The sequence below is a fragment of the Streptomyces sp. NBC_00669 genome (genome assembly GCF_036226785.1).
Classification (GTDB): domain Bacteria; phylum Actinomycetota; class Actinomycetes; order Streptomycetales; family Streptomycetaceae; genus Actinacidiphila.
Genome location: NZ_CP109018.1, coordinates 4,879,351 through 4,902,739, shown reverse-complemented (window position 1 = coordinate 4,902,739; position 23,389 = coordinate 4,879,351). Strand labels below are relative to the sequence as shown.

Sequence of the window (23,389 nt, the reverse complement as noted above, 5' to 3'; positions counted from 1 at the left end):
CGACGCCACCGCCGCGAAGCGCGAACCGGACGTTCCCGCAGGCCGGGACCGGGCCGTTGATGCTTCGGAGTGAATCTCGCGGGCAAGGCGCCGTCAGCCCAATCCGCGCCACCCGCGGCGCCGAAGGGAATACGGCAGGCCGTCTTCAGGAGGTGGATCGGACCACTCGTCCCGTCACGGAAAACGTGCACCCGCGTGCTTCAGGCGCTCTCGATTCCCCCGTGGGCGCCTCTCTCCCGTGCGCTCTTTTCCCCGGCCACGAAATACCCCGCGCCGTCACGGGAGTTCCGGAAAATCCCCCGATCCCCGACACCGGCCCCAGCGTTCTGTACGTCAACGCCCGCACCCGGCAGGGGAAGGGGCAGGGGCGGTGCGCCAAGAGGGCGGTGCGCGAGGGAGCGACGGTACGGCGGGGACGCTTCGGTCGGTGCCGAAGCGTCGCGCCCGCATGGTTCGGCCATGGACACACCCACAGAACGGCCGGTGCGGGCGCGACCCACCGGCGATGACGTCGCGACAGCCCACCCGCAGGACCTGGAGGTCCGGCTGCCCGACCGCCCCGGCGCGCTGGCCGACCTCGGACAGGCGCTGGGTGAGCGCGGGGTGAGCCTGGAGGGCGGGGGCGTCTTCACCCGCGGCGGACAGGCCGTCGCGCACTACCTCGTCGACGACGGTCCCGCCGCCCTGGCCGCCGTCGCCGCCGCGGGGCTCGGCCCCGCCCTCGCCCGCGATGTCGTCATGGCCCGCCTGGACCAGGGGACACCGGGGCAACTCGGCGCGCTCGCCCGCCTGCTCGGCGACGCCGAGGTCAACGTCGAGGCCCAGTACAGCGATCACGCCGGCAACCTCGTCCTCCTGGTGGCGGACCGGCACCTCGCCGCGTGCCGCGAGGTCATCAGGGCGTGGCGGCGGCGCTGATCCCCACGCTGTCGCGTGCGGCCACTGGTGGGGGCCCTTCGGACTCGGCGCCGGGTGCCGGATGATGGGGGCTGACGGTGGGGCGGCGGGTGTGAAGGGCGGCGCAATGGCAGACGGTGAATCCACCCGGTCCGGGCCGGACGTTCGGCCGGACGTTCGGGCGGCCGGTGAGCGGCCGGAGAGCGTCGTGGCCGTCACCCGGCCCGAGGACGAGGCCGGTCCCGCGCCCGTGGCGGGTGCCGGGACCGAGGACGGGAGCAAGGCCGGGGACGGGGCCGAGGACGGGAGCAAGGCCGAGGCCGGGGACGGGGGTGCGGGTCCGCGGCGGTCCCTGCGCCGGCGGCTGGGCGGGAGCGTGGTGTTCCTCGTCCTCGCGCTGCTGTTCGTCCTGCCCTGGTGGACGCTGTTCGGCTCCGGCGCCGGCTGGCCGGTCCCGGTCTTCGTGGCCGGCACGGTCGTCTTCGCGTGCGGGCTGGTCGCGTTCCCCTTCCTGATGGTCGCGGGCCACGGGCGCCGGCGGGCCGACCGGGCGGCCCGGGTCGCGGACAGCACCCTCGGTGTGGTCTGGGTGCTGTTCACCTGGTCGGTGCTGGGCGGTCTGGTGCACCTCGTGCTGATGGGGCTCGGCACCGGCGGCGCCGACCGGGCCAGGGTCGTCGCCGTGGCCGTCGCCGCGGTCTCCGCCGTCCTGCTGGCCTGGGGGCATTACGAGGCCATGCGCGTACCCCGGGTGAAGCGGCTGGACGTGCGGGTCCCGCGGCTCGGCGACGGCCTGGACGGGACCCGGGTCGTGGTGCTGGCCGACACCCACTACGGGCCGATCGACCGGGCCGGCTGGTCGGCCCGGGTCGCCGAGGCGGCCAACGCGCTCGACGCCGACGTCGTGGTCCACGCCGGCGACATCGCCGACGGCACCCCCGTCCAGCGCCGGGAGCAGTCCGCGCCGCTCGGCACGATCCGCGCCCGGCTGGCGAAGGTCTACGTCACGGGGAACCACGAGTACTTCGGGGAGGCCCAGGGCTGGCTGGACCGGATGGCGGAACTCGGCTGGGAGCCGCTGCACAACCGCCATGTCGTGGTGGAGCGCGGCGGGGACCACCTGGTGCTCGCCGGCGTGGACGACGTGACCGCGGAGTCCTCCGGCCTGGCCGGGCACCGCGCGAACCTGGCCGGCGCGCTGGCCGGAGCGGACCCGGACCGGCCGGTCCTGCTCGTCGCCCACCAGCCCAAGTACGTGGAGCAGGCCGCCGCCGCGGGCATCGACCTGCAGGTGTCGGGACACACCCACGGCGGGCAGATCTGGCCGTTCAACTTCCTGGTCCGGATCGACCAGCCGGTGGTGCACGGCCTGAGCCGGCACGGCGAGCGGACGCAGCTCTACACCAGCCGGGGCAGCGGCTTCTGGGGCCCGCCCTTCCGGGTCTTCGCACCGAGCGAGATCACGTTGCTCACCCTGCGGCCGGCCGGCGACGCCGGCTGACCGGCCGGCCGGGCAGGCGGACGAGCCGGGCCGGCCGGCGAGGCTCCGGCCCCGCGCGCCTCGCGGTGCGGCCGGGCGGCCTCAGGGGTCCTGGTCGGGCCAGGTCGCCGCGAGGTCGTCCAGGCTCGGGAAGCGGGGGCCGGGCACCGTCTCCCGGAGGGTGCGGCCGTTCAGCCAGCAGACCTGGAGGGCGTCGCTCTCGGTGTCGAGTACGCAGCACGCGCCGCCGCCGGCGGCGGCCAGGCCGGTGAACACCGTTCTGACGCTCGCGGACCGCTCGAACATCACGCTCATCCGCGACGTGGCCGCGGTGAACTCCAGCACCGCGTAGCGAGGGTGCGGCGCGGACGTGAACCGGACCGTGAGGTAGATGTACCCGATCCCGGCCCTCCCGAGCCCGTCGGGTCCGGGTCCGGGTCCGGGTTCGGGTCCCGGTGCGCGGCCACCGCCCTCCATGTACGCGCGCACCGGGTCGTCGACGCCGAACATGATCGTGGTGTCGAGATCCAGCGTGCCGCCCGCCGAGCAGTCGACCGGCTCGCTCGCGAAGTTCGAGGTGAACGGGACGACGAGCGGCACGCCGCCCGGCAGGGTGACCTCAAGTGGCGGCACCCTGCCGGTTCGTGGCGCCAGTTCCGCGAGCGCGGCCAGCGTCCTGGCGACGTTCCGGGCGGGGACGAAGATCTCGTAGCTGTAGTCGAGTCCCATGCGATTCCCCCGTTGCCCCGTTGCCCCGTTCTCCCGTTGCCCCGTTCCCCCGGTGCGCCGCACCGCATCCTCCCAGAGCGGGAGCCGCACCGCGCGGGGTCAGCGATGGGCGAAGACGGCTTCCCAGCGCGCCGGCGACTCCTCCTGCTTCGTGTGCCGCGCTCCGGAGAGCGGGACCTCTTTGCTGCTCCCGACCGTGACCATCACCAGGCGGGTGCCGAACTCGTTGCCGCCGGGCGCGATGTCCCAGGCGATGAGGTGGCGGTCGTCGACCCAGGCCAGCAGCTTCTGCCCGCGCAGCAGCGCGGCCCGCTTGCCCGTGACCGGGTCGAGCAGTTCGGTGGCGGTCTTCGACCCCTCGCCGGCGAAGTCCCCCGCCATCAGTTTGCCGTCGGGTGACAGCCCGGCCGGGGCGAGTTCGGGGTCCTCGTGCTTCTCCTTCGCCGGTGCGGGCACCGTGGTCCCGTCGAGGCTGAGGAAGACGAGGTGGGGCTCGGCCATCCGCAGCTCGGTCAGGAGCGTCCCGTCGTCGTTGAACTGCAAGGCGGCACCGGAACCGACGGGGACGCCCTGGGGCATCGACGTGTCGGGCGCCAGCGCGTGCCACCGCGCCGCCCCGGACGGCAGGTCGATGACGGAGAAACCGGTACGGGAGTACTCCGGCTGCGGCTGGTACGACGTCCCCTTCGCGTCGGTGACGGACATCCGCTTGGCCCAGAAGAGGCGGTTCGGGTTCTGGTCGTAGGTGGTGACCACCAGCTTGCTGCCGTCCGGCGAGAGGTCCAGGGCGGCCGCGCCCTGCGGCACGGGAATCCAGTGGGTCACCCGGCCCGTGCCGAGGTCGAGAATGCCCACCCGGCGGGCCGGGAGCGCCTGTTCCAGCACGGCCGCGGTGCGCAGACCGGGGGCGACGACCACGTCGGACCAGCGCGAGTCCGTCGCGTAGCGGCCGGTGTCCGGGTCGAGCAGGCTGTAGGTGCGGGTCTGGACCACGTCGTGGTCGGGCTGGCGGACGTCGCGGGTGGAGTAGTAGGCGGCCAGCACCTGGTTCCCCGCGGAGATACGGTCGCGGGGCGGGGACTGCGACGGATGGCTCTCGACGCCGGTGACGGCGGGGATGTCCGCCGAACCGTCGTGCCGGGCGTGCCGGTCCGGCCCGTGGCCGGAGTCCAGCATGGTGGGCGTGGCCACCGCGGCGGCGACGGCGACCACGGTCACGACGGTCGCCGCCGTGAGGCCGCGCGTCCTGTGCCGGGCGCGCCGTGCGAGGACCCGACCGGCCAGGTCGGCGGGCGCGGGCCGGACGTACTCCGCTTGCTCGCGGAGCGTGTCGCGGACGAGTTCGTCGAAGGTCACGGTCGTACCTCCAGAGGGGTGCCGGGGGACGCCGGGCGGGCGGCGCCGCGGGGATCGTCGGGCAGGCGGGTGGGAGCGGCGGGCCTGTCCCGACCTGCGGGGCGCCGGGACCGCGCCGGATCGGGTGGTGCGGTGCGGGACTCGGCGTCCCCGGCGTCCGCCGCGCTCGCCGGGCCTGCGGTGTCCTTCGCGTCCGTCACCCGCGCGGCCTCCGTGCCGGTGGACCCTTCGGACTCGTCGGACCCTTCGGACTCGTCGGACCCGTCGGACGGCGCGGGAGCGCCGGCCGGGCCGCTGACCGTGCCGCTGTACGGCGCCTGCCCGTGGCCGGGCTCGCGCGGGGCGGCGCTCCGCGGCGGCCGCGGTTCCGCGGACCCGTCGAGGTCACCGAGTTCGGGTGCCAGCGCGCGCAGCCGGGCGAGCGAGCGGTGGGTGGTGGAGCGCACCGTGCCGACCGAGCAGCCGAGCGCGCGGGCGACCTCGGCCTCGGGCAGGTCCTCGAAGTAGCGCAGCACGAGAACGGTGCGCTGACGGGTGGTCAGCCGGGCGAGGGCGCCGCGCATCAGCAGGCGCAGGTCGGCGGCGCCGGTGCCGTCGCCCCCGGCCGCGCCGTCCGGCGGCTCGGCGACGGACACCTCCTTGCGGCGCCCCTTGAGCCGCCACCGGCTGATCTGCTGCCGGTACAGGACCTGCCGGACGTACGCCTCCGGCTCGTCGATCCGGCGCCACCGGTTGGCCACTTTGACCAGCGCGTTCTGCAGCAGGTCCTCGGCCGCGTGCCGGTCGCCCCCGCTGAGCAGCACGGCGGTTCTCAGCAGCGCGGTGGATCGGTTCGCCACGAACTCCTGGAAACTGTCCTGGTCTTCCGCATCCATGGTCACCTTCGCTCTCCGGCGGCCGATTGCCCCCTCCTGCCGCTACTGACGCGCGCGGGTGCCGCCGGCTATGCCTCCCCTGTGCACCCGCCGAACCGCCCGCGGTACGCCCGTTATCCTGCGGCCGTGATCGGTTCATCGGCACGGCCCCTGCTCTTCCTGGACGTTGACGGACCGCTCATTCCCTTCGGGGCGACCCGGGAGGAGTACCCGAACGGCCATCCCACGTACACCGCGCAGGACAGCGGCTCGCATCCGCTGCTCGCCAGGGTCGATCCCGGACTCGGGCCCCGGCTGTCGGCGCTGCCGTGCGACCTGGTGTGGGCCACCACGTGGGAGGACGAGGCCAACGAGTGCCTCGCGCCGCTCCTGGGTCTGCCGCGACTTCCCGTGGTCGCCTGGCCGGAGCCCTCCGAACGGGGCGAACTCCGTGGTCTGCACTGGAAGACCCGCCCCCTGCGGGACTGGGCGGCCGGCCGGCCGTTCGCCTGGCTCGACGACGAGATCACCGGGGCCGACCGCGCCTGGGTGCGGGCGCACCACCCCGCCCCGGCCCTCCTGCACCGGGTCGACCCCTACCACGGCCTCACCGCCGCCGACCTCGCCACCGTTGACGCGTGGCTGCGCGCGGCGCGTTGACGTCAGGCCCGCGGGGGCTCCGGGGGGGGGCGTTCAGGCCGTCACGGCGAGACCGTCGACGAACTCCTTGATGTGGCACAGCAGTTGTCTGTGGTGGGGTGGGGTGAAGACGTCGAAGTGGCCGCAGTCCAGGTCCCGGACGGTGAGGCGGGTGGCGAGCGAGCGCCAGCGGGCGATCTGCGCCTCGCGGTCGGGGCTCGCGCAGGCGAGCAGGAGTGTGGGGGTGTCGCTGGGCTGTCGGACGCGATGGGCTCGTGCCGCGGTGAGATGGGCGGCGGCGGTGGAGCGCAGCAGCGCCGGCTCGAAGCCCGAGGACAGCCCGCCGGCGGAGTGTTCGATGCTGTCGAGTGGGTGGGAGCGCAGCAGCGCGTTGTCCGGTTCCAGTTCGGGGTGGCTGTCGATCATGACCACGGCGGGCGGCGGAGTGTCCCCGGCGTTCCCCGCGGCAGCGGCCTGCGCGGCCAGCTCCCAGGCGAGGATGCCGCCCAGCGACCAGCCGGCGAGCAGGGCGGGCGGTCGGGGCAGTGCGTCGAGGAGTTCCCGGTAGGCGGCCGCCATCCGTGGGACGCTCCGCTCCGGGCGCTCGCCGGGCAGCAGGCCCGCCGCGCGGATGCCGTGGACCGTGCCGTGCCGGGCCAGTTGGAGCGTGAGGCCGACGTACTGGCCGAGCCCGCCGCCCGCGGGGTGGATCAGCACGGTGTCCAGTGGACCGCTGCGCCGGCCCAGGGTCATGAGCAGCCCGGGGTCCTCGCTCATCGGCCGGCCCGCTGGGTGACGGCGCCGCACACCAGCGCCACGACCGCCGCGACGGCCGCGATCACCGCGGCCGGTACGGCCACTACGGCGCGCACGGTGGTCACCGTCCACGGGCCCACGCCCTCCAGGGCCCAGCCGGTGGCCGGGAAGGCCGGCGAGAAGACCACCGCGCCGGCTGGCACGCTCCCCGGCACTCTCTCTCGATCGGCGCCCTCCGCCACCTCCGCCGGTGCGGCGGCTCGCCGGGTGGTCGCGCCGGGCTCCACGTTCATGGCGGGGCCTTTCCTCATCGGGCTCGCATCGAACGCGTCGGGCTGATCGGGGATTCCGCAACGGCGCCTGGCAGCAAGCCTGGTGACCGTGGTCCGCGCCGGGTGCTTCGGCGAGGCGGCCCGGGACACGGGCAGTCTACGGAAGGCGTCGGAACGGAGCTATGCGTCCCAGCCCTTGGGCCGCGCCCTGCGCGACGGTTCCGGTGCACGCGGGCGCGCCGCGGACAGCCGGGCGGCGGGTCCTTCGGGCGGACGTTTCCCGGGCCGGATTCGCCAACGTCCGCTGGTCGCAAGGGGGTTCGCCCGGTGCTTCGGGTCCCCTCCCGCGCGGGATGCCGGGATGGCCGATTCTGCACCGTGCCGGGCTGCCAACGCGTCCCCGTGTCAGGCCACTTGAGGACCTGCGCCGGGCGACCGTAGCCGGGCGGAGCGGACCTCCGAGGGTGCGGCACGGGCCACAAGAACCCGGCAGAACGGTCGGGTTCACGCCCTCCCCGGCCAACTCCCCTGAGGCCAGGACGTGCGAAGGGCCCCGCCCCCCGCGGCGGGACCCTTCGACCGTAGGACGGTGTGGCGAACGGTCAGCGTGCGCCGGCGAGCGCGGGCGCCGACCAGACGTCGACCACGACCTGCCGGTGGTGCGGGCGCGCCGCCGCCGCGCCGTCGGCGTAGTTCTGGTCGACCTGTGCCGCCTCGGCCGCGTCCGGCGTGGCGTCGGTGCACGAAGTGCCGGGGCCGTGGCCGGACATGAGCTCCGAGCAGGGGCCGCTGTAGTCGTCGAGCAGTCCGAGGATGTGGCCGGTCTCGTGCGCCGCGATCCGGGTCACGTCGTAGCCCTCGTCCACGGCTTCCTGGCCCAGCTCCACCTCACCGCTGCCGCCCGGGAAGATCGGCCCCAGCGTGGTCTCGGGCCAGCCGTCCGTCGCCACGTAGACGTAGTCGGCCGAGCCGGGCGAACTCGCCGGCACCAGCTGCACGTTGTGCACCGCGTCGTTCCAGTTCTGCACGCCCTGCGTGATCGCGCTCGCCCACTGCCCCGCCTGGCTGGCGTCGTATGTCAGCGTGACCACCGCCGTGGTCGCCTTCGGCGCGGAGTGCGCCGAGGCGACCCCGCACGTCGTGCCCAACATGGCCGGGATGAGCGCCGCCATGGCGACTGTTCGCTTGATCATGAGACTCGTGCGCCTCCTTGGCATCAGTTGCACCAGAAGTCACCAGAGCATCATGAGCACGACAACCTCCACAAGTACCCGGCACCCGGCAGTTCCCGAACTCCCGCCCGATCCGGGCGGGTCGGCGGCCCACGGCACCGCGCCTCCCCGGCACCGCGCCTCCCCGGCGCCGGGGCAGGCTCCGCGCCCGTGCTAGATTCACCTGCTTTTCTTCAATGACTGGGGGGTTCTTGAAATGCGACGCATCACCGCGTTCGCCGGCACCGCTGCCGTGCTGACGCCGCTCCTCCTGATGAACGCCGGCTCCGCGTCCGCCGCGGCGAGCAGTTCACTGACCGTCAGCACCATCGGCCGGGACGGCAGGTCCGTGTCCAGCCGCCCGCAGGCGGTCAACGTCAAGACCCACGACCTGTACTACCTGACCAGCGGCAAGGCGGCGAAGCTGCCCAAGGGCAGTTACGACGTGATCGTGGACGTCTTCAACACCCGGGACGGCACCGACACGCTCGGCGCCAAGCGGGTGACGGTGTCGGGCGGTTCGAAGACGACCATCGACGCCCGGCAGGGCCACGCCGTGAAGGCCGCGCTGAGCCCGGCCGCGCCCAGCGGCTACGACCAGCTGTTCACCGTCGACCTGTGCACCACGGAAGGCTCCGGCGACGTCGGCGCCTGGGCGGGCACGGGCACCCTGTTCGTGATCCCGTCGTCGCTGTCCACGGTCGAGTTGGCCTACGGCTCGACCTGGACGCCCGAGAGCGGCGACGGCCGCAGTCCCGTCTACGTGGGCGCGGGTGTGCACAAGAAGGGCCTGCCGAGCGGGCTTTCCACCACCTTCCACCAGTCCTCGCTGGCCTCGCTCAAGGTGACCGCCCGCCGCGGCCCGGAGACCGGCCGCTCGAACGTCGAGATCACCCGGAACAGCAGCGACACCTGCCAGGCGTCCTCCGCGCGGGTGGACGCCACCGCCACGCTGCCGTACGGCTTCACCGCGCACCTGACCGGCGGGTCCTGGCAGGTCTCCGAGACCGCCGACGACTTCGTCTACGGCCCGACGCACCAGTACAGCGCCGGCAAGAGCTACGGCATCACGCTCAACCGCGCGGTGTGGGGCCCGAGCGGCGGCCTGCCGTACACGTGGGGCTCCGGACACCGGCTGTACTTCGGGGACATCGGGATGTTCACGGACCCGGTGCTCGGGACCCCCGGCACGGCCACGACGACCTACAAGCTCACCAAGGCCGGCAAGTCCCTGTCCACGAAGTCGCACCAGCCGGTGATCAAGAGCGCCGGCTGGTACACGCTGACCGAGTCGGCCACCCGGCACCCCCTCCACAAGCTCGCGGCCGACGCCTCGTCCAGCAAGGCGACGGTGAGCATGCACTTCTACGCCGACCCCAAGGCGACCGAGCAGGTGCGGGGCTATCTGACCCGGTTCACGCCGGTGGCCCTCGACTCGTCCGACCGGGCCCGGCCGGGCGCCACCACCACCATCGACCTGGGGATGCTGCGGAACAGGTCGGCCGACCCCGAGGTGCGCCAACTCTCCGACACGGCGAAGAAGGTACGGGTCTGGGCCTCCTTCGACGGCGGCAGGACCTGGCACGCACAGACCGTCAAGCACCCGGGCGGCACATGGACCACGACCGTCCACGACCCCAAGTCCGGTACGGTCTCGCTGCGTTCGACGGTGGACGACAGCCACGGCGATTCGACGACCACCACCGTCGTCAACGCGTACACGGTGAGCTGACGTTCGCCGCGGCGACCGGCCGCGGGCGCGGCGCGCGCATGCGGTTCGCGCCGGCGGGGCACGGCCGTCCACGCCGTGCCCCGCCCACGTTCTCACCGGTCAGGCGCAGGGCAGGGCGGCCCCGGCCGCCGGGGAACCTGTCGCCTGGCCGGGAAGTTCCTGTCACCGTTCGGTGAAACTCCGCCGGAAGGATGGTGCTTGCCCGATACACCCAGAAGCGCAAGCGACTTGAGGTCCCCATGCCGATCAGCCCCCGACGTTCCGCCGTCGCCGCCGCCGTCCTCGCCGCGGCCTGCGCCCTCACGCTCTCCGCGTGCGGGTCGTCCGACGGAACGTCGAACGCCTCGGCGTCGAACTCCGCGAGCCAGCAGGGCGCACCCGACGACGGAACCACCCTCTCGCCTTCCGGCAACGACGGCAGCGGAGCCACCCAGGACCCGGCGGCGGCCACCACGGCACCGGGGACAGCCACCACGGCGCCCGCGGGCGCGCCCGCCGGCAAGTCGTCGGGGACACCCCGGTGCCACACCGCGGACCTGACGCTCTCGTTCGAGACGGGCGGGGACGCGGCGCCCGACACGACCTCGGACGCCCAGCAGACCGCCGGGATATCGGTGCACAACCGCAGCAGCCACGCCTGCCAGGTCGGCGGCTTCCCTGGCCTGGACCTCAACGGCGGCTCCACGCACTGGTCGCTGTCCCGCCAGAGCAAGCACTACAGCGCGATCACGCTCGCCCCCGGCGACAACACCGACTTCCAGATCACCTTCCTCCCCGAGCTCAAGGGCAAGTGGACCCCGAAGTCGGTGACCGTCACGCCCCCCAACGAGACCACCAGCGTGACCCTCGCGTGGCCGTGGGGCCCGGTCCTCCTCCAGGACGGCGCCACGCACCCCGGCACGTACGTCGGCCCGATCGGCTAGGTGTTCTGTCCGGGGGTTGTGGACAGTGGCCATGATCACTGTGTGGGGATCTTGAACAAGTGTGGGCCCGCCGGGTTCGGTGTGGATTGCGACGTCCCACCGGCCCGAAAGACCCACACGCCACACCGTAATGCACCACTGACCGAGACCGGTCGTCTGCTTCTTGCCCGCTGCGTCGTGGAAGGCGGAGCGAACGGCTTCGGTGCGGCTCGGGTGCCTTGGGGTGCCCATCGCGCTACGGAACAGGGGGCTCGCTGGCGATAACCAGGCCGATCGCGAGGCCGCAGCCCAGGGCCAGGAGTGCGATCAGCACGATTCCGGTCCAGCCGGCGATGAGGGCGATCTTCCAGCGGCGGATCACGGGACATCCCCCGCATTCACATCGGTGTCGCTCCTCGCGCGGTCGTTCGGGTCATAGGCGGTGCGCAGGGCTTGGAGATGGGAGAGGGATTGGGTGGGGGTGAGGGCGAGGTCGCGGAGGGCATCGTAGGTGTGGCGGAGTTGCTGGATGTCGTCTGGGTCATCGATGAAGTGGCCGCTGGTGGTGCTGTGGGCGTAGGCGAGGGTGCGGCCGTCGCGATAGGTGAGGACCTGGAGCGGGCCGTGCAGGAGGTGGGGACCGGTGTGCAGGGGCAGGATCTGTACGGCGATGGCGGGGTGGTGGGCGGCGTCGATCAGGTGGTCGAGCTGGTCGAGCCAGGTGGCGGGGCTGCGGGCGGCGCGGTGGAGGACGACCTCATCGAGGATGGCGCGGTAGTGGGTGGGGGGTGTGTGGTGGTTGGTCAGGCGGGTTTGCCGTCGTCGGAGTGCTTCGATCTGCGCGGTCAGGGCATTGGGCGGTCGGGGGCCGGTGGTGGTGAGCCGCTCCTCGGCGTAGGCGGGGGTCTGGAGGAGGTCGGGCACGGTGCTGAGGGCGTATTCCTGGATGCCGGCCGCAGTGGTTTCCAGTGCGGCGATGCCGCCGGCTGTGAGTTGACTGCCTTCGCGTTTGGCCAGATGCCATAGCTGGACCAGGAGGCCGTCGGTGGCGTAAATGCGGTCCAGGGCGGTGGCGACCTCCAGGGTGCCGAGTCGGCCTCCAGTCTCCAACCGGTGCAGGTACGACTGCTCGTAGTGGCATCGGTCGGACAGTTCGACGAGGGTGAGTCCGGCCTTCCTGCGCAGTTCGGCGAGGTGGTGGGCGTACAGGGCGCGAGCGGTCACCTCGCCGCTGAGGAACGTCTGCATCGGCGCCGTGGGCTCGCTCGGCTTGGTCGCGGGCGCCTTCACTGGCGGACGCCTGCGGTGTGGGGGTGGTAAGTGGTCCACTCCGTGCGGGCCTCGATCAGGGCGGGGACGACGTCGTCTTCGAGGCGGGCGGCCAGCGCGCGCAGTCCGCCCGCGAGCTGGGTCAGGTCCGTGGGGCCGAGGTCGGTGAGCCAGTGCTCGCCGGCCAGGAGAAGGTTGACCACCGGAGTGGTGAGTTCGGGGGCCGTCGCGTACGGGGTGCAGTCGATACTGCCGTGCAGAACCTCCACCGGCGTCGGGCGCCCGGTGGGGTTGGCCGGCGAGTACGCGCGCAGGACCTGCCCGGGGAGCTTGAGGGAGTGGTTGATGTCGGCCAGGCGTACGGCCAACTCCTCTGGGGGCACCTCCTGTTCGCTGGGGTCGACTTCAGCCCAAGAGGGGAGGTGGCCGGTGGCCGTCTCACCGGTGGTCGTGGTGATCACCCACCGCCGTGCCTTCTGCAAGTGTGTGGAGGCGGGTAAGGCGGAGGGCTCGGGGACCGCTTTCATGGTGTGGGGTTCCTGTTCGTGACGGGTCGGTGGAATCGGCGGTGCATCCGGGCTGCCGACGAACCTGGCGCCCGACGGCAACCGCGGCACCAGGCCGAGTCGCTGCACATCGGCCCGGCAGGCATACACCGGTAATTCCGTGCCGTCCGGCAGCGTGTCCGTGCGGATCTGCTGCGCGTCACGGTCCGACACGCTGTGCCGGCCAGGCGTACACCACGCGCTCACCGCCGGGCACCGTATTGCCCGCGAACAGCGGACATCAGCACGGCCGCGACATGGAGAGCCAGTTCGACGGGCAACGAAGGCACGTGGACGTACCCGCGGTCACCGAGATCGCTGCGCGGGACAACGCCACGCACAAGATCAGGCTGCGCGCCGAGGCTCCGAAGTGCGTCCCTGACCTGCAGGCATGCTGCCTGTGCATCTGTCAGGTCCCAGGCGGGTGGCGCCGGGTGACTGGATGCGGATCTGTCCATTGCCACTCCTCCAGGTTTGTCCTGCGCTGCTCGACAGCAAATGCACGGTAGGGCGCGGTACAACGAGAAGGGGCACACAGTGTGTGTGCCTTGTTCCGGAGGGTCTGCATGGAGACTGCTCGCATCGGCCGACGCATCGCCTACTGGCGGGAGCGCAGGGCTTTCACCCAGGACGACTTCGGGCGGCTCATGGGCCAGACGAGGCGGTGGGTGCAGTCGCTGGAGGGGGGCCAGCGGCAGCAGGACCCGCGCCTGTCGGTGCTGGTGCGCGCGGCCGAGGTACTGCGCATCCCCCTGGAGACCCTGTTGACCGACGGGCCCGCGGCATCGCCGCCTGCCACCTCGCCTCCCACCGAGGCGCTCACCGTGATCGATGTGCTGTACCGCGGTACCGCCGATGCTGAGCCGCCACCGATCGGAGAGCTGCGGCGCCGGTTGACGTATTGCTGCGAGGCATTCCAAGCGTGCCATTACACGTCGCTCGGCCGGGATCTACCCGGGCTGGTGGTCGCCGCGCAGCAGGCCGCTACGAGCACGAGCGGTGCAGAGATGCACGTGTTGAACTCCCGTGTGCTCCAACTGGCCGCGTCATTCCTCCACAAGTACGGACCGGCGACCGCCGTGCAGGCTGCGGTCGTTGCTGACCGGTCGCTCGCTGCAGCGCAGTGTTCCGGGGACCCGGTCGCAATCGGCGCTGCCTCGCGGCGGGTCACCAAATCCCTCGCGTACCAGGGGCGTCCCGCCGCAGCTGTTGCCTTCGCGGTGGACGCGGCACGCACGCTGCACGACGAGCTGGTGGCTGCGGGCCCGGCGGGTCTTTCCACGTTGGGGATGTTGCATCTGAACGCCGCCATTGCCGCGGCTGCGGAAGAGCGATCCACGGATGCGGTGCGTGTTGCGACGGGACACGTGGACGAAGCTGCCGAGGTTGCGGACCGGCAGGGCGCAGACCTCAACGAGGACTGGACCGCGTTCGGCCCGACGAACGTGCTGATGCATCGGATCGACGTCCTCGCCCGGTTCGAGGACGGGTGGTCGGCAATCGAGGTCGCCGAAGACCTGGACGCGAGGGCGCTCGCCGACATCGCACGTGAACGGCGCGCCCAGCACCTCATCACGATGGCACACGCTCAGCTCCTGACACGCCACAAGGAACCTGCCGCGCAAGCGCTGTTGGAGGCCGAGCGTCTGGCGCCGGAGGAGGTCCGGGGGCGTCGGTCGACACGGGCGCTGGTTGAAGATCTGGTGGGTGCGAGCCCCGTGCCGTCCGGGGAGTTGCGGGGGCTCGCGGCTCGGTGTGGAATCCGGGCATGACCCGTGTGCTCTACCTGATCGCGTGTGCCGCCGGCCCCGCCCAGTACGTGGACGAGGGGGTCCGGGTGGCGCGGGGCGCGGGGTGGGATGTGTGCCTGGTGCTGACTCCGTCGGCCGCGCGGTGGTGGGAGCCGCGGATGGCGGAGCTGGTCGAGCTGACCGGGCATCCGGTGCGCAGCCGGTACAAGCTGCCGTGGGAGCGGGACGCTCTGCCGAAAGCAGACAGCATGCTGGTGGCGCCGATCTCGTGCACGACGCTGAACAAGTGGGGGCAGGGCATCAGCGACACCCTGGCGATCGGCCTTCCGTCGGAAGGCGTTCACATGGGCGTACCGGTGTTCGCGATGCCGTACTTCAACCAGGCGCAGGGCGCGCAGCCGGCGGTGGCGGAGAGCATCGCCCGTCTCCGCGGGCAGGGTGTGGTGTACCTGGACGGCTCGGAAGGGTACGAGTCGCACCCGCCGAAGCAGGGAAACCCGAAGGCGTTCCCGTGGGAGCGAGCGGTAGCGGCGCTCGGATGACGTCGCCGGGCGGCCGCGGTCCTGGTCGCGACCGCCCGCTCACCGGGGCCCCGGTCAGGCCGTACCGGGCCGGCCCGGCCGGGGGAATTCCGGCGGGCGCGGACCGGTGGGCGGCGGATCGGTCGGTCAGGGCGCGGCGGTTCTGCGGGCCAGCAGCACCGCTCCCGCCACCGGTTCCCCGGCGAACACCGTCAGGGGCAGGCCGTGCCGGGCCAGCAGTCCCGAGGCCACCCGCGTCGCGAGTGACGGCCGGCCCGCGATCACGCTGCCGCCCGCCACCACGCGCCGCGCGTCGGCGCCCCGCGCGAGCAGGTCGCCCACCAGGGAGACGAGATCGGCCGCGCCCTGGCGGAGGGCCGCGAGCGCCGCCGGGGACCCGGCCTCGGCGGCGTCGAAGACCGTGGGCGCCCAACCGGCCCAGTGCCGCCCGGGAGTTCGCTGCATCAGCCCGACCACCTCGCGCAGCGAGCGGGCGCCGGACGCGGCGAGCAGCGCGGGCAGCAGCGGGTCCCCGCCCGTCGAGCCGGTACGGTTCTCCGTCTCGGACAGCGCCCGCACGGCGCAGCGCACGGTGCCCCAGGCCGAGCCGGGGTCACCGATCAACCACCCCCAGCCGCCCGCGTACAGCGAGTGCCCGCCGGCCGCGTGCCGGGCCACCGCGATCGAGCCGGTGCCGACGACGAGGGCCGCGCAGGGCCCGCCGTCGGGAACGGCCTCCGCGAGCAGGAACGCGTCGTTCACCACCCTTACCGGCACGCCGAGTTCGGCCTCGGTGGCGGCCCGCAGCTCGGCGCACTCCGCGTCCGAGTCGCAGCCGTGCGCCCCGATGCCCACGGCGGCCGGGGGCAGGCCCGTCACCTCCCTGATCCGCGCCGCGATCAGCAGCGCCTTGCCGCGCGCGTCCTCGTTGGTCCAGTCGCCCGCGGGGTGCGTGACGTCCTTGACGGTGCCGCCGTCCGTTGCCGCGAAGCGCAGCCGGGTCTTCGACCCGCCCGCGTCCACGCCGACGATGTACTTGGTTTCCACGTGTGCCCGGAGCTTTCCGTAACGTCCGTTGTCCGCCGACCCTGTTCGCCGCCGCGCCCGTCAACGGCCGTGCCGCGCCGCCTCGTAGAAGTCGAGGCAGGTGGCGAGGGTGGCGCGGGCGGTGCGCACCGTGGACTGCGGCGGCACGCCGTCGCGGACCGCCGCGAGGAGCACCTCCAGGGTGTCGAAGGTGTCCGCGGGCAGCTTGGCGAACGTCCACTCGCCGCCCTGCTCGGCGAAGCCGAAGGTGCCCGTCGCTGTGTCGTGGAAGACGGCGCCCCGCGATCCGACGAGGTGCGCGCGCGTGCTGGACGCGCCGGCCGGCGCGATCCAGGTGTCCTCCACGGTCACCACCGCGCCGCTGTCCAGGGTGAACACGGCGTGCCCGTAGTCCTCCACGGGGAGGTCCGGGTGCGCGATGTTCGCGACGGTCCCGCGGACCTCGGCGACGGGTGAGCCGAACAGCGCCTGCATACGGTCCAGTTGGTAGACGGCGTGGTCGATCCATCCGCCGCCCGCGGTCCTCGCGGGGTCGGCCCACCAGCCGGGGCCGGCGGTGGAGCCGGGCCACGCGGTGGGCAGGCCGCTGTCCATGGCGAAGGTGCCGGCGCGCAGTTCCCCGAGCCGCCCCGATCCGACGAGTTCGGACAGCCGCCTGGCCAGCGGCGAGGTGTGGCGCGACTCGCTCGGCACGAACACGACGCCCGCCGCCTCGACCGCCTCGACCACCCGGTCCGCCTCCGGCAGCGTCATGGCCAGCGGCTTCACCGAGACGATGTGCTTGCCCGCGCGGGCCGCCGCCACGCACAGCTCGGGGCTCTGGTCGACGCTGGTGAAGCAGGCGATCGCGTCCACGTCGGGGTCGTCGAGGACGAAGGCCGGGTCGGTCGACGTGCGGGCGCAGCCGGTGAGTTCGGCGACGTGCGCCACGCGGGCCGGGTCGCGGTCCACGAGGGCGTGCAGGGAGACGGTCGGTTCTGCGGCGACCTTGCGGGCGAAGGGGATGCCCGCGTACCAGTGGTCGAAGCCGATGATGCCGATGCGGATGGGCGTGGTCATGCTGCTGGTTCCCCTGGTTCGGTTGGGAGTTGGGGGGGCGGAGCGTCGTACGGACGTCAACGGGCGTCGCGGTCGGGACGGATCGGGCACACGCCATAGCGGGCGTCCCCGTCAGGACGGACCGCGGACGTGCTGCCGTCAGAACGTCGTCGTCAGGTCCACGAAGCGCTGCTCGCGGGCGGACACCTCGACGCCGATCATGATCTCCAGCGCGTGCCGGGCGTGCTCCGCGGTCAGGACGGGGGTGGCGCCGTCGAGCACCACGTCCGCGAGGTGGCCGACCAGCAGCGCCCTGCCGTACGTGGCGCGGCGGTCGTTGCGGGCGAGCGGCGCCGTCGGCTCCACCCAGCCGTCCACGCCGTCCGCGATGTCGGTCCGGTAGAACTCCAGGTCGGGGCCGTCCGGGCGGAGGATGTTGAGCACTCCCCGGCGGCCGAAGATCTCCACCTTGGGGCTCTTGGCGGCGTGGACGTTGAAGGTGCCGTCGACCACGGCGTACGTGGATTCGCCGAAGTCCAGCATGAACAGGCAGTTGTCCGGCGCGGTCACCGGCATCTCCAGGCCGCGGAACGGGCCGCCGCGCACGGTGCGGACCGGCTCGGTGATCCCGGCGAACGCGACGACCCGCCGGGCCGGGCCGAGGATGCCGGTGATCTCGTGGATGCCGTACACGCCCATGTCGAGCAGCGGGCCCGAACCCGCCCGGTAGAACCAGCTGGGGTCGGACGGCCACCCGTCCGGCCCGCCGCCGGGGCCGGCGTGCGAGCTGCGCACCCGGGCGAAGGCGACCTTGCCCAGGGCGCCCTCGCCGACCAGCCGGGCCGCGCGCTCGTACGGCTCGTAGAGCAGGTCGGGCGGTGCGCACACGATGACGCGGTCGCGCGCGCGGGCCAGCTCGATCAGCTCGTCGGCCTCCGCGAGGGTCGCGGCGAGCGGCTTCTCGCTCGCCAGGTGCTTCCCGCTCTCCAGGATGCGGCGGGAGGTCTCGGCGTGCACCGGGATCGGGGTGAGGTTCACGACCGCGTCGAGTTCGGCGCCGTCGAGCATCGCGTCGAGCGAGTCGTAGGCGGCCGGGATCGCGAACCGGTCGGCGACCGCGCGGGCCTGGTCGTGGGCGGTGTCGGCGATCGCCGTGACCTCGACGCGCCCCGCGTAGTGGTGGAGGTTCGGCAGCACTCCGTACGGCGCGGTGGCTATGCCGCCGCTGCCGAGGACACCGACGCGCAGGACGTCCGTCATCTCACCCTCATCTCCGTTACTGACAACTTTGTTTTCGGATACTAGGCATGCCACCCCCGCTCGCACCAGAGGGTGGTGTCGATTGCCCCAATTTCCCTCAATGCACGATTGGTCACCCACGGATCGGCGCTTCTCATAACGAAACGATCACAGGCCGCGCGACCCCTTTCTATAAAGAAGGTTTCTGATACGTTCCTGGCAACCACACCGCAGGGCGAGAGAGAGCACTCATGGCCGTCAGAGGAACCCCGTCCTGGCTCGGGGACCAGAACGCCGCGACGGCCATGCGCCTGCTGCTCGACCACGGCCCCCTCAGCCGGAACGGCATCGGGGAGCGCAGTGGACTGTCCAAGCCGACCGCGGCCCAGATGATCGCCCGGCTGGAGGAGAAGGGCCTCATCGAGGTCGTCGGCGAGGAGTCGATCGGCCGGGGCCCGAGCGCCGCGCTCTACGGCGTGCAGAACGACCTCGCCTACGGTGTCGCGGTCAACGTCGACCAGGACGGCGTGCGTTCGACGCTCGTCGACCTGAAGGGCTCGGACCATCCGGTCGCCAGCGAGGCCGCCGCCGGCATGTCCGCCGACCGCAGCGCGGCCCGCGACGTGGCGGGCGCGGTGCTCAGCGCCTGCGAGTCGGCCGGCGTCGACCTCGCCGCCATCCGGCACGTCTGCGTCGGCGTACCCAGCAGCGTCGATCCCCGCTCGGACGAACTCAGCTCCGTGCAGGCGCTGCCGGGGTGGTCGCGCAAGAGCATCCGGCACCAGCTGGAGGCGGCTCTCGGCTGCGAGGTGCAGGTCGACAACGACGTGAACCTCGCGGCGGTGGCCGAACGCCGGGCCGCCGCCTTCGAACCGGACGCCACCGTCGCGCTGTTGTGGGTCGGCTACGGCATCGGCCTCGCGGTCGACGTCGCGGGCCGGGTCCTGCACGGCGCGTCCGGCGGCGCCGGCGAGATCGGCAACCTGCCGGTGCCGCGCGGCGTGCTCGACCCGGACACCGACGCGGTGGACCTCGAAACCCTGCTCGGGGCCGCCGGACTGGACCGGGTCGGCCGCGAGACCGGCTGCTCGGACCACGTCTTCGAGCAGGTGCTCGGCGGCGCGCCGCTGCCGGGACCGGTGCTGGAGGTGTACGCGCCCCGGCTGGCGCTGGGCGTCATCCCGGTGCTCGGGGTGCTCGATCCCGAACTCGTCGTGCTCGGCGGCCCGGTGGGGCGGTCGGGCGGCGCGCGACTGGCCGAACTGACCCGTACGGCCATCCGCAACCACACCCGCTGGGACCCGGCGGTACAGGTGACCCAGGTCGAGGACGACGCCGTGCTCGGCGGCGCGCGGGCCGTACTCGGCGAGCGGTTGCGCGAGGCGCTCATCGCCCGCGCGGGCGGCGCCGCCTCCGAGCAGGACAGGTCGCGGATCATCGCGGCCAAGCTCCGCGACATCAGCTGACCGCCGGCCCGGGAACCATCCGCCGGCGGCCCGCGCCCCACCACCACCCGTAAGGCACCCACCGCCCCACCGCCCCTCCTCCGCGTCTCCACCTCACCACCACTCCACACCGCCGGACACCGCCGGCACCCGCACCCCGCGACTCGTCACCGGGCCGGCCCCGCCGCCCCGTTCCCACCCGTGCCCGCGTCGTCCCCGACGCACCGGACCCGCGCTCGGACCCGCGCCCGGCCCCGCCCCGTACCCCCGTTGTCCCTGTCCCCATGCCCGCAACCCGTATCCCGTGCCCGACCCGTTCCCGTGTCAACGTCCGGCGCCCACGCCCGTGACCCGCGCCCGTATCGGAGGAGCGCACTCGACGACACGTCGCGCACTTCGGCAGGAAGGCTCTGCGATGAAATCGGCGATATCACCCCGCCCCGTACGGCGGCCACCGCGGCCGCACCGGCCAGGGCGGCCACGACGCCTCGGCACCGCGCTCGCCGCGCTGTCGGCCACCGCGGCCCTCAGCCTGACCGGCTGCGCGGTCGGCGGCGGGGACGGCCCCGTGGCGTCCACCCCGCCCGCCCATCTGTCCGGCACCGTGCAGCTCTGGCACCACTACTCGGGCCGCGAGGCCGAGGTGATCCAGTCGGTGGTGGACGACTTCGAGAAGAAGTACCCGGACGTCAAGGTGCATGTCCACAGCGGGCAGCAGGACACCAAGATCACCCAGGTGGTCTCGTCCGGCGGCGACGTCGACGCGATGATCACCAACGTCAACGCCACGCTCGGCACGGCCTGCAAGACCATGGCGGACCTCACGCCGTACATGCGGCGCGACGGCGTCAGCACCGCCGACTTCCAGGGCATCTTCGCCCAGGCCACCGCGTTCGACGGGCGCCGCTGCTCGCTGCCGACCACCTCCGACGTGTACGGGCTGTACTTCAACACCGCGCTGCTCGCCAAGGCCGGCTACACCCAGCCGCCGCGCACGCTGGAGCAGTTGGAGGACATGGCGCTGAAGCTCACCACGTACAACAGCGACGGCTCGATCAGGACCCTCGGCTTCAACCCGCTGGTGGGCTTCCAGCAGAACACCTCCGCCACCTTCGGCGGCACCGCCGGGGTGACCTGGATGAAGGACGGCGACTCGGCCGTCGCCTCCTCGCCGCAGTGGCGCCGGCTCATCGCCTGGCAGCGCGCGTTCGTCAAGAAGATCGGCTACGGGAAGCTCAAGACGTTCACCGCGGGGCTCGGCGACGAGTGGTCCGCGAACAACGCCTTCCAGACCGGCCGGATCGCCATGGCGCTCGACGGCGAGTGGCGGGTCGCCTTCATCCAGGACCAGGCCAAGAAGCTGCGGTACGGCACCGCGCCGTTCCCGGTCCTCGACGGCAGCGGCCAGAAGTACGGCGGCGGCTTCGTCTCGGCCGCCGACATCGGCATCGACAAGCGCTCGCGGCACAAGGAGGCCGCGTGGGCGCTGGTGAAGTACATCGCCGCCGACACCGACGCGGCCGTGAAGCTCGCCAACGGCGTGAAGAACATCCCGACCCTGAAGAGCGCCGCCGCCTCTCCGAAGCTCCAGGCCCCGGTCCAGTACCAGACGTTCATCGACGCGTCCGGCAGCCCGGCCAGTGCCACCAGTCCGGTCACCGAGATCGGCTCCACCCTCACCGCCACGATGGACAACTTCTGGACCACCTACCAGGAGGGCTCCGGCGGCGACCTCACCGGCGGCCTCAAGAAGGTCGACCGCGACATCAACAACGCGCTCAGCTTGCGACGGGCGAAGTGACCCATGAGTGATGTGAAAGCCCTCGGCACCGCCGCCCACCCGCGGCCGGCCGGTGCGGGCACCCCCGACAGCGGGTACGGAACCGGCGCCGCGCGCGCCCGGCGGTACCGCGCGCTGCGCGGCAGGATGGCCATCTGGTCGATGATGGCGCTGGCCACCATCGGGCTGCTGGTCTTCTTCCTCTATCCGCTCTGCGCCAACGTCTACCTGTCCTTCACCAACTACGACCTGGCCAGCTCCCCCAAGTGGATCGGGCTGCGCAACTACACCTACCTGTTCACCCAGGACCCGCGGGTGTGGCACGCCGCCCGCAACACCCTCTGGTTCGTGGTCGTCCTCGTGCCGGTGCGGATGGTCTGCTCGCTCGGCATCGCCCTGCTGCTGACCCGGCGCAAGCGCGCCTCCGGCTTCTGGCGCACCCTGTTCTACGTGCCGGCGCTGGTGCCGCCGGTCGCGTCCGTCGTCGGCTTCGTGTTCCTCTTCAACCCCGGTACCGGGCCGGTGAACACGCTGCTGAAGACCTTCGGGATCAAGGGGCCGCTCTGGTTCAACGACCCGTCCCTGTCCAAGCCGTCACTGCTGCTGCTCGGCGTCTGGATGATGGGCGACGTCATGGTGATCTTCCTCGCCGCGCTGCTCGACGTACCGAAGGACCAGTACGAGGCGGCGGAGCTGGACGGCGCCGGCGGCCGGCAGAAGCTCTGGTACATCACCCTGCCCAACATCTCCCCGGTGCTGCTGTTCTCGGCCGTCACCGGCGTGATCGCCGCGCTCCAGTACTTCACCGAGGCCGCCGTCGCCTCCAGCGTCGCCAACGGCAAGACCGGCATCGACGCGGGCGCCGACCAGCTCCTCGGCTATCCGAACGACTCGCTGCTCACCTACACCCAGTGGATGTACGTGCAGGGCTTCAGCAGCTTCCAACTCGGCTACGCGGCCGCCATGGCCGTCGTGCTGTTCGTCGTGGCCGCGGCCGTGATGGCGGTCCTCCTGCGCAAGGCCGGACTCTTCCGGCGGAAGGGGGTATGAGCACCGTGCCCGTCAGAAGAACACTCGCGTACGTCGCCGAGCACGCGCTGCTCATCGCGCTCGGCCTGATCTTCCTCGTCCCGGTCGCCTTCGTGGTCCTCACCTCCTTCATGGGCGGACACCAGACCCTGACCGGCGCGCTGTGGCCCCACCCCTGGCAGTGGTCCAACTACTCCACCGCGTTCCACACCGCGCCCCTGCTGCGCTGGTTCGGCAACTCCCTGCTCTACGCGGGCGCCTCGACGCTCTTCATGCTGATCTCGTCGGTGCCGATGGCCTACGTGCTGGCCAAGGTGCGCATCCGCTTCGCCGGGGCGATCTTCTTCGCGGTGATCATCGCGATGCTGCTGCCGCCGCAGGTCACGCAGGTGCCGATCTACGTGATGTGGGCGCAGTTCCGGGTGGTCGGCACCATGTGGCCGCTGATCCTGCCGCACCTGTTCGGCAACGCCTTCTCCATCTTCCTGCTGCGCCAGTTCTTCCTGTCCATCCCGACCGAGTACATCGACGCGGCGCGGATGGACGGCAACGGCGAGTGGGGCATCCTCACCCGCGTCATGGTGCCGATGGCGAAGCCCGGGATCGCCGCGGCCTCGATCTTCATGTTCTTCCAGTGCTGGAACGACTACTACGGGCCGCTGCTGTACACCTCGGAGAACCCGGACCTGTGGACGGTCTCCTACGGCCTGGCCTCCTTCCACGGCTCCCACTCCACCGACTGGGGCGTGATCATGGCGGTCACCACCCTCGCCACGCTCCCGGTGGTCCTCGTCTTCTTCCTCGCCCAGCGCACCTTCGTCGAGGGCATCACGCTGACCGGCGTGAAGGGGTGAGGCGCCGACCCGCACCCACCCCCGCACCGCCTCGCGGCAGCAC

22 protein-coding genes and 1 pseudogene are annotated in these 23,389 nt (G+C 72.4%); 11 read left to right on the top strand and 12 right to left on the bottom strand.

The features are described from left to right. Positions 1-459 precede the first annotated feature (459 nt). Positions 460-918, top strand: a complete 459-nt coding sequence (locus OG896_RS20470; protein WP_329367438.1) for an ACT domain-containing protein — start codon at positions 460-462, stop codon at positions 916-918. Positions 919-1,147: 229 nt separating this feature from the next. Then, a complete protein-coding gene (locus OG896_RS20465) occupies positions 1,148-2,398 on the top strand; it encodes a metallophosphoesterase (RefSeq protein ID WP_443057261.1) in 1,251 nt (416 codons plus the stop codon). An 81-nt stretch (positions 2,399-2,479) separates the two neighbouring features. Here OG896_RS20465 and OG896_RS20460 read toward each other — a convergent pair whose 3' ends face one another. From OG896_RS20460 to OG896_RS20450, 3 genes and pseudogenes are all read right to left on the bottom strand, one after another. Beyond that, positions 2,480-3,106 carry a hypothetical protein gene (locus OG896_RS20460; RefSeq protein WP_329367436.1) on the bottom strand — a complete coding sequence of 209 codons (627 nt, stop codon included), beginning with the start codon at positions 3,104-3,106 and terminating at the stop codon, positions 2,480-2,482. Between the two features lie 99 nt (positions 3,107-3,205). Further along, entirely contained in the window at positions 3,206-4,462 is a 1,257-nt protein-coding gene (locus OG896_RS20455; protein ID WP_329367435.1) for a hypothetical protein, read from the bottom strand. 332 nt (positions 4,463-4,794) lie between these two features. Further along, positions 4,795-5,337 (bottom strand): annotated as a pseudogene (locus OG896_RS20450) (SigE family RNA polymerase sigma factor); the annotation flags it as partial. 126 nt (positions 5,338-5,463) lie between these two features. Between OG896_RS20450 and OG896_RS20445 the strand changes: the two are divergent. Further along, positions 5,464-5,976, top strand: a complete 513-nt coding sequence (locus OG896_RS20445; RefSeq protein ID WP_329367433.1) for an HAD domain-containing protein — start codon at positions 5,464-5,466, stop codon at positions 5,974-5,976. A 33-nt stretch (positions 5,977-6,009) separates the two neighbouring features. On the opposite strand, the gene OG896_RS20440 is transcribed toward OG896_RS20445, so the two are convergent. The 3 genes from OG896_RS20440 to OG896_RS20430 form a co-directional block, all read right to left on the bottom strand. After that, the gene (locus OG896_RS20440) at positions 6,010-6,732 is read right to left on the bottom strand and encodes an alpha/beta fold hydrolase (protein WP_329367431.1); all 723 of its coding nucleotides are present in this window, start codon (positions 6,730-6,732) and stop codon (positions 6,010-6,012) included. Beyond that, positions 6,729-7,004, bottom strand: coding sequence for a hypothetical protein (locus tag OG896_RS20435; protein WP_329367429.1), 276 nt, complete (start codon positions 7,002-7,004; stop codon positions 6,729-6,731). Before OG896_RS20435 ends, OG896_RS20440 begins: the two co-directional genes overlap by 4 nt. A gap of 581 nt (positions 7,005-7,585) precedes the next feature. Beyond that, positions 7,586-8,176, bottom strand: coding sequence for a snapalysin family zinc-dependent metalloprotease (locus OG896_RS20430; protein ID WP_329367428.1), 591 nt, complete (start codon positions 8,174-8,176; stop codon positions 7,586-7,588). Positions 8,177-8,411: 235 nt separating this feature from the next. Here OG896_RS20430 and OG896_RS20425 point away from each other — a divergent pair, with 235 nt between their 5' ends. Both OG896_RS20425 and OG896_RS20420 read left to right on the top strand, forming a co-directional pair. Further along, a complete protein-coding gene (locus tag OG896_RS20425) occupies positions 8,412-9,926 on the top strand; it encodes a hypothetical protein (RefSeq protein WP_329367425.1) in 1,515 nt (504 codons plus the stop codon). A gap of 239 nt (positions 9,927-10,165) precedes the next feature. Next, positions 10,166-10,849, top strand: coding sequence for a DUF4232 domain-containing protein (locus OG896_RS20420; protein ID WP_329367424.1), 684 nt, complete (start codon positions 10,166-10,168; stop codon positions 10,847-10,849). A 235-nt stretch (positions 10,850-11,084) separates the two neighbouring features. Here the strand turns inward: OG896_RS20420 and OG896_RS20415 are convergent, their stop codons facing one another. The 3 genes from OG896_RS20415 to OG896_RS20405 are packed head-to-tail and all read right to left on the bottom strand — an operon-like array spanning position 11,085 to position 12,558. Further along, positions 11,085-11,210, bottom strand: a complete 126-nt coding sequence (locus OG896_RS20415) for a hypothetical protein (RefSeq protein WP_328474902.1) — start codon at positions 11,208-11,210, stop codon at positions 11,085-11,087. Further along, complete coding sequence (locus OG896_RS20410; RefSeq protein ID WP_328466145.1) at positions 11,207-12,118, bottom strand: helix-turn-helix domain-containing protein; 912 nt, start codon at positions 12,116-12,118, stop codon at positions 11,207-11,209. Before OG896_RS20410 ends, OG896_RS20415 begins: the two co-directional genes overlap by 4 nt. Beyond that, the gene (locus tag OG896_RS20405; protein WP_328466147.1) at positions 12,115-12,558 is read right to left on the bottom strand and encodes a DUF6907 domain-containing protein; all 444 of its coding nucleotides are present in this window, start codon (positions 12,556-12,558) and stop codon (positions 12,115-12,117) included. Before OG896_RS20405 ends, OG896_RS20410 begins: the two co-directional genes overlap by 4 nt. A 650-nt stretch (positions 12,559-13,208) precedes the next feature. Here OG896_RS20405 and OG896_RS20400 point away from each other — a divergent pair. Beyond that, positions 13,209-14,414 (top strand): helix-turn-helix domain-containing protein, encoded by a 1,206-nt coding sequence (locus tag OG896_RS20400; protein WP_329367420.1) that lies wholly within the window; start codon positions 13,209-13,211, stop codon positions 14,412-14,414. Beyond that, positions 14,411-14,935, top strand: coding sequence for a flavoprotein (locus OG896_RS20395; RefSeq protein WP_329367418.1), 525 nt, complete (start codon positions 14,411-14,413; stop codon positions 14,933-14,935). Before OG896_RS20400 ends, OG896_RS20395 begins: the two co-directional genes overlap by 4 nt. A gap of 126 nt (positions 14,936-15,061) precedes the next feature. Here OG896_RS20395 and OG896_RS20390 read toward each other — a convergent pair whose 3' ends face one another. The 3 genes from OG896_RS20390 to OG896_RS20380 form a co-directional block, all read right to left on the bottom strand. Beyond that, entirely contained in the window at positions 15,062-15,961 is a 900-nt protein-coding gene (locus OG896_RS20390; RefSeq protein WP_329367416.1) for an N-acetylglucosamine kinase, read from the bottom strand. 60 nt (positions 15,962-16,021) lie between these two features. Further along, a complete protein-coding gene (locus OG896_RS20385; RefSeq protein WP_329367414.1) occupies positions 16,022-17,020 on the bottom strand; it encodes a Gfo/Idh/MocA family protein in 999 nt (332 codons plus the stop codon). 138 nt (positions 17,021-17,158) lie between these two features. Continuing rightward, entirely contained in the window at positions 17,159-18,259 is a 1,101-nt protein-coding gene (locus OG896_RS20380; RefSeq protein ID WP_329367412.1) for a Gfo/Idh/MocA family protein, read from the bottom strand. 230 nt (positions 18,260-18,489) lie between these two features. Between OG896_RS20380 and OG896_RS20375 the strand changes: the two genes are divergently transcribed. The 4 genes from OG896_RS20375 (at position 18,490) to OG896_RS20360 (ending at position 23,346) form a co-directional block, all read left to right on the top strand. Beyond that, entirely contained in the window at positions 18,490-19,704 is a 1,215-nt protein-coding gene (locus tag OG896_RS20375) for an ROK family transcriptional regulator (RefSeq protein WP_329367410.1), read from the top strand. Between the two features lie 394 nt (positions 19,705-20,098). After that, positions 20,099-21,484: an extracellular solute-binding protein gene (locus OG896_RS20370; RefSeq protein ID WP_329367409.1), complete on the top strand. Its 1,386-nt coding sequence runs from the start codon at positions 20,099-20,101 to the stop codon at positions 21,482-21,484. A 141-nt stretch (positions 21,485-21,625) separates the two neighbouring features. Further along, positions 21,626-22,513: a carbohydrate ABC transporter permease gene (locus tag OG896_RS20365; RefSeq protein ID WP_443057260.1), complete on the top strand. Its 888-nt coding sequence runs from the start codon at positions 21,626-21,628 to the stop codon at positions 22,511-22,513. Then, the gene (locus OG896_RS20360) at positions 22,510-23,346 is read left to right on the top strand and encodes a carbohydrate ABC transporter permease (protein WP_328466165.1); all 837 of its coding nucleotides are present in this window, start codon (positions 22,510-22,512) and stop codon (positions 23,344-23,346) included. The genes OG896_RS20365 and OG896_RS20360 overlap by 4 nt, the downstream gene beginning before the upstream one ends. Positions 23,347-23,389 lie beyond the last annotated feature (43 nt).